Annotated in this window: 8 protein-coding genes; 2 read left to right on the top strand and 6 right to left on the bottom strand. The window is 54.8% G+C overall.

All coding sequences use genetic code 11. From position 1 onward, the window contains the following. The 5 genes from QOC89_RS23810 to QOC89_RS23790 all read right to left on the bottom strand — a co-directional run. Positions 1-603 (bottom strand): HAD hydrolase family protein (locus tag QOC89_RS23810; RefSeq protein WP_323047262.1); only part of this gene is annotated, 603 nt, incomplete at its 3' end. After that, positions 603-3,548, bottom strand: coding sequence for a condensation domain-containing protein (locus tag QOC89_RS23805; RefSeq protein WP_323047263.1), 2,946 nt, complete (start codon positions 3,546-3,548; stop codon positions 603-605). The genes QOC89_RS23810 and QOC89_RS23805, both read right to left, overlap by 1 nt. 36 nt (positions 3,549-3,584) lie before the next feature. After that, positions 3,585-6,458, bottom strand: coding sequence for an amino acid adenylation domain-containing protein (locus QOC89_RS23800; RefSeq protein ID WP_323047261.1), 2,874 nt, complete (start codon positions 6,456-6,458; stop codon positions 3,585-3,587). Beyond that, positions 6,446-7,108, bottom strand: coding sequence for an acyl-homoserine-lactone synthase (locus tag QOC89_RS23795; protein ID WP_323047260.1), 663 nt, complete (start codon positions 7,106-7,108; stop codon positions 6,446-6,448). Before QOC89_RS23795 ends, QOC89_RS23800 begins: the two co-directional genes overlap by 13 nt. A gap of 15 nt (positions 7,109-7,123) precedes the next feature. After that, entirely contained in the window at positions 7,124-7,846 is a 723-nt protein-coding gene (locus tag QOC89_RS23790) for an autoinducer binding domain-containing protein (protein ID WP_323047259.1), read from the bottom strand. A gap of 612 nt (positions 7,847-8,458) precedes the next feature. Here QOC89_RS23790 and QOC89_RS23785 point away from each other — a divergent pair. Next, the gene (locus tag QOC89_RS23785; RefSeq protein ID WP_323047258.1) at positions 8,459-8,656 is read left to right on the top strand and encodes a hypothetical protein; all 198 of its coding nucleotides are present in this window, start codon (positions 8,459-8,461) and stop codon (positions 8,654-8,656) included. Further along, on the top strand, positions 8,653-9,900 hold the full coding sequence (locus QOC89_RS23780) for an MFS transporter (RefSeq protein WP_323047257.1): 1,248 nt from the start codon (positions 8,653-8,655) through the stop codon (positions 9,898-9,900). Before QOC89_RS23785 ends, QOC89_RS23780 begins: the two co-directional genes overlap by 4 nt. Before the next feature lie 100 nt (positions 9,901-10,000). Here QOC89_RS23780 and QOC89_RS23775 read toward each other — a convergent pair. Then, positions 10,001-11,324: sensor domain-containing diguanylate cyclase (locus QOC89_RS23775; RefSeq protein WP_323047256.1), on the bottom strand; the 1,324-nt coding region annotated here is incomplete at its 5' end.

The raw sequence follows: 11,324 nt of genomic DNA, 5'->3' as shown, positions 1-11,324 counted from the left end.
TTGACCGCGAGAAACGATATCAATCGTTGACCGCGACGATTTGCTCAATGCGGTGTCGGCGCCGAAGCGCTCACGTAACGTACCGAATGCGGTGTCGATTTCAGCATCGGCTCCATGTAGCAGAATTTTAAGTGACGCAATATTGTGGATCTCTCGCTCAGAGTGATAGTGACAGGTTATTCCGGATCTTGCGATATCGTCTGCGAGGTAGGGGTTTCGCCTTACGCAATGCCATCCACTGTGGGAAAAAAGCGTGACGTGCAATGGACGGCGTCGGGTGAAGCGCAAGATTTGTTCACTCACTGCGGGTGTTAGCGTCTGTTCCCACATCGGGGGTAGCAGTGGATCAGTTTTGATGAGGACGCCATTGCAGGAGACGACCGTTGGCGTAAAGTCGATTTTTTGCAGAATTCGCCTGGCATCCGCATCGAGTCGCCCGGTGGCAATGACAATCACCATATTGCGTCTATGCAAAAGCTCCAGTACCTTGATTGAACGGTCAGAAATATTCCCTTGATGATTGAGTAAGGTCCCGTCGAGATCGATAACTGCGGCGCGCCACGGTTTAGGCGAATCTGTATGGAGCGAAGATTGCAGCGTCATTAATTCTCTCCGATTGTTCGATTGGTCGATTGAACGCACGATCGTTTTTCGATGACCTGGCATTTCTTCCCCAAAGGCACTTTCAGGCAGACGGGTGTCTCTATCATGTTATCCAGGATCCCGATAAAACGTGTTAAAAGACACGCTACCGTTTCTTCCGCCAGTTCACGCGCGTCGTAAAACAGGCGCAGTTGCAGACCATCCTTGTGCGGGAACAGACAAAATACCGTTTGATGGTTGCTGCCGGAAACCACGTCCAACAACTTGAAACGAAACGGCAGGTCGTTGTCGAGATGTGCTTCAGGCATATTCTCGAACACGAACAAGCTGCCGAAAGGAGAGACAGGGAGCCAGTTCTGGTCGTATTGGTTCAGTTCATGGAAAGCGAATTGCTGGCGATCCCTCTGGGTAGCGGAAATGTCCTCGAGCAAGTCGGATAGGCTGCGCTGTCTGATTGCTGTTAAGCGTAATACTGGACTGGCGACAAACAGCCCAACCAGATGCTCGGCGTTGTCGATTTCCGCAGGCCGTTCACTCATTGTGGTTCCGATACAAATGTCGTCCTCGTCCAGTCTCTCCGAAAGTGTCAATATCCAGGCCAATTGGGTGAGTTGATTGGCGGTATAGCCGTGCAGTTTTACAAATTCGTATAAGGAACCGTTCTGCCTGGATGTCAATGCCGATTCCACATAACGCATACGCAGCTTACGACGGATATCGACCATTTCTCCTGTGTCGCCAGGCAGTCGTTGATTTAGCTTTGCGCCTTGCAAGTACGGCTCCCAGAACGCGTGCGCTTGCGCGTTATCGACATTGCGTTGCAGGAACGCCGAAAATGGCGCAAAACTACGAGGCCGCTCTACTGGCGGAATGCCTTTTTGAAGCGCAACATAGGCCGCACTGACCTCCTTCATCATGGTGCCGAGAGACCAGCCATCAAACAGAATATGATTAAAGGTATGGATCAGTACATGGCGTTCGGTTTCGGCGCGAGCGATAAATAGCCGGAATAGAGGGGGACGTTCAAAGTCAAACGGTTGATTGCGCTGCTGCAGGATTGCGTGATGCAGTGCGTCGCGTCTGGCGTCGTCATCAAGCCCACTCCAATCAACAATCTGAAAAGGTAATTTAACCTTCTTGCAAATGAAGACATTCGGGTCGCCGGGAGATGCGCCATCGCTAAACCCGGCTCGCAGAATGTCGTGCTGTGCGACCACATGTGCCCATGCCCTGCCCAGAAGTTCTGGCTCGAGCGGTCCACTCAATTCATGGACTATCTGGTCGATCTGAAAATCTGAACTGACGCGATTGAAGTACATCAATTCACGCTGAAAATGGGTCGCACGGTAAATGTTTTCAATCGCGTGTTCTTTCTGTAGTCGATCGAGCTCGGTCAATGTGATTGCTGCGTCGGGGAAATCCCCTGGCGTAAACAGACTGTGTCCCACTGCGGATCTGGCCGCGCACAGATCAATGATCTCTTTAAGTACCTCAGAGAAGTCGTTCGCGAGTTTTTGCGCAACGTCATGACGCAGTCGACTCGTCAAAGACAGATGCAGGCGTTGCTGAAAGACACCGCCGACGATATTGATAAGGTTGTTGTCGACGTTGAGCGTATCGACGTGGGCTCCGCAACCTTCGGTGGCAAGCTGCCAATGATTGGACGGCTCGCTGGATATGAATTGCCCCAGATAGTTGAAGCTGATCGGGGGCAGGTGATGTGCTTTGAGTCGATTCCCTTCAACGTTCCCGCTGCTCGCATACTTGAGTGCACCAAAACCAATGCCTTTGTCCGGAATTGCTCGCAAGCTTTCCTTGATGTGCCGCACAGTGCTGGTCAATGTCTCTTTCACGGCCAGTTTGATTGGGTATAAGCAGGTAAACCAGCCGACTGTACTCCGGATATCCAGGCCCGGATCGATCTCTTCCCGCCCGTGACCTTCGAGCGTCAGCCAACTCTCCGAGTGACCATGCCAGCGCTGCAATGCGACGCATAGCGCACTGAGCAGGAGATCGTTAATCTCGGTGTGGAAAGCAGTCGCTGTCTCCTTAAGCATGCGGGTCGTCTGTGCCACGTCAAGCAGGATCGACGTCTGGTGATACTCATCAATAATGTCGTCACGTAGCCGGTAGTCCGGCTGATTGGCAATCTGCTCTTGCCACCAGGAAATCTGGCCCGCGTGTTGTGTCGCGTAGTCCTCGACAACAGCGACCCATTGCCGATAACTACTGCCTTTATTGCCGAGGCATTCTCCATGGCATAGGGCTTTCACGTCATTGAGAAGAATGCGCCAGGAAACAGCATCTATGATTAGATGGTGGGCCGCGAACCAGAGTTCGCACACGTTGCCCTCCAGTCCGTCGATGTAGGCAACGCGCCACAATGGACCATGAAAGATATCGAAGTCGCATTGCAGGGCGGTCAACTGCGCGTGGCGTTGTGCTTCGCTCATCCGCGCGAGATTCAAGCGTTCAATTCCGGCGAATGTCGTCGCGGAATCCGATAAGTATTCCTGCTGTGGTCCTTCAGGTGTATCTACAAAACGGCAACGTAGCATGTCGTGACGTTGCGATAGCGTTGATAACACGGAACGGATCTGTTCGATAGTAATTGAGTCGGGTAGCGTCAGCCGGAACGCCTGATTGAAATAGTTGGGCCGTGGTAGTTGATTGGCGAAGAACCAGGCTTGTACAGGCAAAAGCCCAAAACGCCCTGTCAATGCCCCCTGTTCTCCAACTTGCAGGGGCTTTGCCTCGTGGTTTTCCAGCCATGCCGCCAACTGCGCAACAGTCGGCGCGGCAAACACATCCTTTACCTGCAAACAATACCCCGCACGGCGTAGACGCGATACCAGGCTGATGCACACGATTGAATCTCCCCCGAGCCGAAAGAAGTGGTCGTGGATGCCTATGCGCTCTAATCCGAGTACTTCTTGCCAATGAATACAGAGAGCGATTTGCAGGGCGGTTTCCGGCGCGTGTTATCGACGGTCATCCAGCCATTCCGGTTCAGGTAAAGCCGCACGCTCCAGCTTGCCGTTTGACGTTAGCGGAATCGCATCGATAAACGAAATAGTGCTGGGCAGCATGTACGCAGGTAAAAGACTCTCAAGAGAAGCGAGTAGATCTTCTCGTTGCGGCCGGCAGCCGGCTTCCGCCACGACATATGCCACAAGCACTTTATGGCCGGCGTGTTCCAGGTCAATCACCACGGATTGCCTTACGCCTTTTAACGTGTTAATCGAATTCTCGATTTCCCTTAGCTCAACACGATGGCCTCGAACCTTGATCTGACTATCGATACGACCCAGATATTCAATGTTTCCGTTTGGAAGCCACCGGCCGAAATCTCCGGTCCGATAAAGTGTCGTGTAACCGCGGGTGCGATCTTCAGCGCTCGAAAAAGGGTTGGGAATAAAGCTTTCTGCGGTAAGCGCTGGTTGATTGAGATAGCCACGTGCCAAACCGGCTCCAGCGATGTGAATTTCACCAGCGACTCCCACAGGCTGAATGTGCCCAGTCCTGGACAGGATATAGACCTGGCGCGTGTTGATCGGACGACCTAGCGGAACGCCGGCTGACCAGCTCTGTGTACCAAGATCAAAGGTTGTCGTGAAAGTGGTACTTTCCGTTGGACCGTACCCGTTCAGAATTTGGCGTGGCCGGGTCGGACTTGCTAGCAGTTCCCGCATGATATCGCTGCTGAGCGCTTCGCCCCCGACAAGTAGCACCCTCAGGCTGGCGAACATGTCCGGCTGTTGTCGATAGAGGCTATCAAACAAAGCACGTGTCAGCCAAAGTATGCTCACTTTTTGCTGGCCTAATAAATGAGCGACGTCGGCAGCCATCAGACTTTGAGTCATGGGAGGCAAAACCAGGGTTGCGCCGTTGCATAGCGCCCCCCACACTTCAAACGTAGCCGCGTCAAAACTGGGATTCGAGAGAAACAGGAATGTATCGGTGTTCGTAATTTCGACAAAGCTGTTGTCGCGCACCAATGAAACTACCCCTCTGTGCGCAATCTCGACTCCTTTGGGTTGCCCGGTTGTCCCGGACGTATACATGATGTAAGCAAGATCATCTGGCTCATTGGTTAGAGGAAGGTTATGAGGTGAATGATCCAGCGCCTTCGATACGCTCACCAGATCTGGTGAGCGCCGCGCCCCTGCCATTATGTCTAGTAATTGCGCCTGCCATTGATCTGATGTGACAATTAACGGTGGTTCGGAATCGTCAATCATAAAGCGAATGCGCGAGTTGGGATATGCGGTCGAGAGAGGCACCCAGGCTGCACCGGCCTTTAGAACTCCCAGCATTGCGATGACGAAATCGAAGCTCCGTTCGAGATAAATGCCAACTGGTGTGTTTTTTGGAAGCCCATGTCTGTGCTTTCTTTCAAATTGCAGGCGCAGTTCGCGGGCCAGCTGATTTGCCCTGGCGTTCAGCGTCTCATAACTCATGACGTTCTGCCCCATGCGCAAGGCCACGTTCGGTCCGCGAAGCTCTGCAATGTCTTGAACCAGTTGCTGAATGCTGGCCCGATGCGGATAAGCTGTTTCGGCAGGATGTAGAGCGCGCAACTCGCATTGTTCCCTTTCGTCGACCAGGGGGAAATCGCCGATCGGTGTGTCGGGCTGTAATAACAGCCGCCGCAACAACATGCAGAAATGCCGCGAACAGGTTTCTATTTGTGCGGGGGAAAATACATCGTGTAGATACCGTAGACGAAAATCGAATCGGTCCTCGTACTCGTGATACTCCAGCAAAATTGAAGCACCGCCCATGTCATCAAAATAGCGCTGGTTGCCTTCAGCGCTGCAATTAACGAGTTTAATCGCATAATCGCGTAAATCCGTTTGTGCGAAACTCGCATCAAAGGATTCAATGCCACAAGCTTGTGCAATTTCATGAGTGGGCAGTTCGGTATAACGAGCACCGCTGGCGGAGCGCGCGTCCCGGAAAAACTGCAAATTTTTCTGATACAGTTCGCGAAAGGAACTCTTCTGTATATCGCACATTGGCAGCATGGCAACGTTGACGTGCGCTCCCATGGAAAAATCACGTCCAGGCTCGATTGAGACGGGAAAGCTGATTTGCGTGTTGTCGCAATTGCCGTAGCGCGCGAGGAGCGCTCCCCACGCACCGATAAACAGGTGGAACGGAACAATATGCCGTAGTGGTTTGTCCGGCCGCCATTTTTTTATTTCGGCCTTATTGAGGGAGAACAGGACGGCGCCCCCGTTTCTGTTGGTGCGCGCAGGTCGCGTTAACTCTGGCAGCGTATTTGCGAGACTGAAATCACAGCTGCGCTGCTTCCAGAACGCTTCTGCCCCTGCAACGCGCAATTTCTCGACATCACGTCTGATTTTCTCAGTATTGATCGAAATTTCTTTTTCAGTCAACGATTTTGGAGGGGTGGATCGATTGTATCGTGCCTCCAGGCCTTTGAATAAATGATTGCCTGAGGTGCCGTCAACGATCAAATGATGCAGGACGATAATGAATTCATATTGCTCCGGTTGCTTTTCGAATATGCCAAATTTATATAAGGGTCCTTGTTCGATATCGAAATAATGTTTGACGAATCGTTGCTGGTTGTCGAGGCCCCGGAAATATTGGAGCCCCCCTGGGTGATGATTTTTTATCCAGTACAACGCTCCCTCTTCTTCGAGCAGGTGACTGTCGAATAGAACATGATCTGCAATGAAATCGTCGATCGCTGTTTTCAGGCGCGGAATATCCAGCTTCCCAACGATTGTCTGATCCAAAACTACGTTATAGGCCCGGGATTCCGGGGCGATCTTAAACTCGTTCCAAAAAATGGTAGAGTAGGGCGAGCATTTTATCTTGTGCATGGGATTTTCACGGTCAGAGAAGCTGGCGAAGTCGATGACTCACAAAGGGCTTGTAGGGGCGAGAAATTGGATGGGCACTCCTGTCCATCACTCAACGCCCTCAATCCAGCTGTATCGATATCCAGTGAAAACGCAGCGAGACCGTTTTTTTCGGCCTGCGCCGGACCGATAGGCCGCAACACGAGTCCCAATCGACGATAGAGCCGATCCATACTGGAGGGCGCGACACCTACTAATTGACGGATTCCCAGGCTTTGCGAGCGAATAAAGATGAAGCGAAGGAGTTCGCGAATTCTTGGGATGCTGCAACTTACGCCGTTGTCGAAAGTCGTGAACCGGGATAGCTCCCACGTTGACGAATCGCTGATCAAGGGAACGGAACACAGGTCGGGAAAAACTTCGGAAAGCAGATAAGGCCGCGTGGTGGGTAACAAGCGCGCGTAGCCGCAGATACGTCGATCGTGCGTATAGGCGATTACACAGACGGTATTGTCGCGGTCAAATTCGTCCCATTCCTCGATCGTGTCGGGCCCGACTGACGGTAGGTCCCATTGCATTTGCTGGACGAATACCGTATGTCGGTATCTGCCAAGTTGCTGCCGCTCGAGAGGGCTCAGCTTTTCCATTGTGGTGAATACGATCTCTTCCATAGGTCTGCTCGGTAGCTAAAGTAATCCGTAGGCAATGGCGTAGGCTGCGGCACTCGCCTTGGACTGGGCGTTAAGTTTTCTCTTGCAGTTTTTCAGATGAAAATTCACCGTATCGATTGAAATGTCGAGCGCATTTGAGATGCCTTTGGCTGACTTTCCGTCAGCTGTCCAACGAAGAACTTCAATTTCACGCTGTGTAAGTCTCGCGTCGGCGGCGGTATTGCTCTGTTGATCGGCGATTCGAGTGAAGCAGGACATCGACAGTTGACCGAGCGCGAGGAGAAAAGGCCGCAGGATCTTGATCTCACCGGCGCCTAGCGGCGTGTCTTCTCTCGCCAGCGAATAAACCCCGAACTGGCCGCGAGCGTCCCAGCAGGGTTGCGAAATGCCGATTGCAAGTCCCGCCGATTTGGCTTCGGCCCATAAGTGTTCTGCGTCAGCAAACAGCCGGTCGGCCCATATGACGGGAGTCAGGTCACCCGATTCGAGTTTGGCGATGGGGTCTACCGTCAGATATTCCCTTTCTCGATATCTCGCCACCCATTGCTCAGGATAAGAGCTATTGATAACGATATTTCTGGAGCAGAAAGGCACGCGATTTGCGTAGCCGAATGCGCAATACGAAAATCCGAGATCCAGAGAGGCGCGCGACAGGATGGAAAACGCGCGGTCGGTCTTTTCACAGGTTTGTAGTTCGAGGAATAGATCGCTCCACCATTCAGACAGGTCTTGGGACATCACTGACTCCACTATGCGGTTCTTTAAAGACTGTTATTTAATTAAATGGTTTTTCACTCCATAGGGTGCGTGCTGCCGATAAATTTCTGATAGACGTCGTTGTCAGGAATTGCAGGTTATATCGTAAATCATAAACTCGCGACGTTTGGCCGAAAGCCATGATTTCCTACCAGTTTTGGGATGTGACGGATGGGCGCATGGGCGCTGGTTCTTTGGTTTCGCTGCACGGAGATGGGCGTTCCGCAATGAATAAGGACATCTGCGAAGGGTATTCCTATTTTTAGAATATTTTTTTCAGAGAATGGCCGAATCAGGTGAGTTCCAGGTCGTTCGGAACGTGATGATCCACTGACTGGGGAAAGAGGGCGGTTCGTGATGTGATTCAGATTTTCATGATGAGAATATAGGCAGGCAAAAAAATGACGGGAGGCCGCGAAATGTACCACGGGCGTTGGCGCGAATCTGTTTGTCAAATATCCGATTCAGGAGGCTACCAGTAGCGGGAGCTGTTTTGTGATCAATTTCATGTAATTGTTTGCGCTTCAGGATTGATGTGAATGGATTGAGAATAAATCGCCATTTCAATCTGGATGGATAAAAAAGGAGCCTGCCGTGGCGCAATCAAATTCAGATATTTTTGACTTGCCAGTTTTTGATCCCGATAAGAACGGCTTCACGTTGGAACAGATTCATGCGAATGCTGGGTTTAAGTGCGCAGCCCGCATTGAGTTCCTCGCAGGCGGACCACGCATGAAGTTCCGTGCGATGCGCGCCGCGCCGTTCTCGCGCCTCTGCGCAGAACGCCGATGACGCGCTTCCTTCAGCGGTGGATCGGACTCAGGAGCAAGGGCTTCGGCGCACTCGCGTGCCGGGACTTCAGGCTGTTCGTCTTTGGTAACAGCCTGTCGTTGATCGGCATGTGGGTGCAGCGGGTCGGTGCCGGCTGGCTTGTGTGGGAGATCAGCCATTCGAGCGTATGGCTCGGCGTGCTCGCCCTCGCCGATCTTTTTCCGACGGTGTTCCTCGCACCGGTTGCCGGCCTGATGGCGGATCGTTGCGACCCGCGCCGCGTCATGCTTTATTGTCAGTGTGTCGCGATGGCGATGGCCGTTTTGCAGGCCTGCCTGATTCTCGGCGGCGTCAGTTCGATGGAATGGCTGCTCGTGGTGACGCTGGTAACGGGTATCGCCGGTGCACTGTGCCAACCCACGCGCCTCGCGTGGGCGTCGGCGCTGGTGCCGCAACAACAGCTTGGCTCGGCAGTTGCGCTCACCTCACTGTGCTTCAGCCTGGCTCGATTTCTGGGGCCGGCGGTGGCGGGCGCGCTATTGCTGAAGCTCGATCCTTCGGCATTGTTCTTCGTCAGTGCGCTGGGCTATGCGCTCTTCATCGCTGCCATGGTTCGCATTCCGGCGAGCCCGCGGTCGCCAGAAGATATGCCGCCCTTGCATTGGCGGCGCGACGTCACGGACGGAATTCGCTACGTCGCGTCGGACGTCTCGTTGCGGGCAACGTTTCTGATTCTGATTGCGTGCGCCGTGTGCCTTCGCGGTATCCCCGACATTGCGCCGGCCATTGCGGACGCCATCGTGCAGCGGGGCGCACAGGGTTTCGCGTCGCTAGTCGCCGCGGCAGGGGCCGGTGCGCTTGCGGGTGGCATCTGGATCAGCGGCCGCGACACGACGGTGCCGCTAGCGGGACTGATCGAGCGGCACGTGTTCGCCGCTTCGCTGTGTGCACTCGGGTTGGCCTTCACGCAGCATTTCCCGGTGGCGCTGGTGCTGTTCTTTGCGCTGGGTTTCTCCGTGGTCGTGACGGGCATCGGCGCACAGACGCTGATTCACCTATCGGTTCCACAGGCAATGCGCGGACGTGTGCTTGCCTTATATGGCGTGACCTATCGTGGCGGACCGGCGCTCAGCGCGTTGTGGCTCGGCGCATGTGCTCCGCTTTGGGGACTGCGCGCGGCGCTGGGTGCCGCCGCCCTGACATGCATGGCGGCGTACTGCGCCACGAAGCTTCGCGCGCGTCGGCGGACTCCGCCGACGCGATGACAGGCGCCCGCTGGCTCAACCGCTTCATGATGCAAACCGCTAGTACCGATACCGGGGTGATCGGGCAACGGGTTGCGGCTGCGCGCGGCAGGCGCCCGTATCAGTCGCGCGAACCGTCGGCCGCAGCCGGACGGTTCGCATAGTGCCCGCGCTTTTCCTCATACATCAGCAGATCGGCGCGTTGCACGCCGGCTTCCAGCCTCTCGCCGCGCTGACACGTCGCCGCGCCCATCGAAAAGCTCAGCAGCGAGCCGGGATAGAACTGGTTGTTCAGATCGACCAGTTGGCGGATCGCGTCGATCATCGCGGCGCCGCCGCGCTCGTCGGTGTCCGGCAGCAGGATGGCGAACTCGTCTCCGCCGATACGCGCCGCGTGAAAAGGCACGTCCGTCGCCTTGGCAAGCACTTCGCCGGCCCGCCGCAACAAGGCGTCGCCGGCCGCGTGGCCGAGCTGATCGTTCACGCGTTTGAGCCCGTTCAGATCGGCCATGATGATCGTCACCGGCCATGGACCCTTGCGTTCCAGCCGGTTCAGTTCATCCACATAGAACGAGCGGTTGCGCAGCTTGGTCAGCACGTCATGCTTGCCCAGGAACTCCAGGTAAGCTTCGGCCTTCTTGCGCGCCGTGATGTCGGTGAGGGCCACCAGCACCAGGTCCCAATTGCGTTCATGGCCCGGCAGCACGGAGAACTGCAGGTGCACGTGCACCTCGCTGCCCTCGAGCGAATAGTTGAGCACTTCGCGCTGCTGGAACAGCTTGCCGTCCCACAGATCGATCAACTGCTCACGGAAATGCGGCCGCATGTCGTCGCGGAAGACTTCGGACAGGCGTGCCAGCAGCATTCTTTTGTCTTTCGCCGCGAACATGTCGAGCGTGTGCTGGTTCACGTCGAGTACGTGGATTTCCTGCATGCAACGCTCGACAAACTCGGGATGCACGTCGGTGAACACCCGAAAATCGCTGATGCCGGCCGCGCGCGCCTCGTCGAGCAGACGCTTGACCGCGCTGAAATCTTCCACCCACAGCGACACGGGCGAATATTCGAACAGGCCGCGCACATACTGTTCGGCAAGCGTCACGCGATGCCGCGCGCCTTCGAGTTCGGTAATGTCTTCGACGGAGACGAGCACACGGTCCCAGTTGTCTTCATGACCGGGCAGCACGGCGCCTTTGAGCAGCACGTCGAGGCGCCGCCCGCCAAGGGTGTAGTTGACCGTCTGACTCGTGAACTGGGTTTGCCCGGCCCACAATTGGCATAGCTCTTCGAGGTGGGTCTTGAGCATGTCGTCGCGGAACACGGAGGCGAGATTGCTGGTGAGCGCCTCGAAATCGGCGGCTTCGAATTGCGTCAACGTCTTCTGATTGACCTTGATGACGCGAATGCTGTGCGCGCATTCGGCGACCCGGCCTGGATCGTCCGCG

Origin of the sequence: Paraburkholderia sp. (assembly GCF_034668105.1) — a bacterium.
Taxonomy (GTDB): Bacteria; Pseudomonadota; Gammaproteobacteria; order Burkholderiales; family Burkholderiaceae; genus Paraburkholderia.
This window is presented reverse-complemented; position numbering and strand designations above follow the sequence as displayed.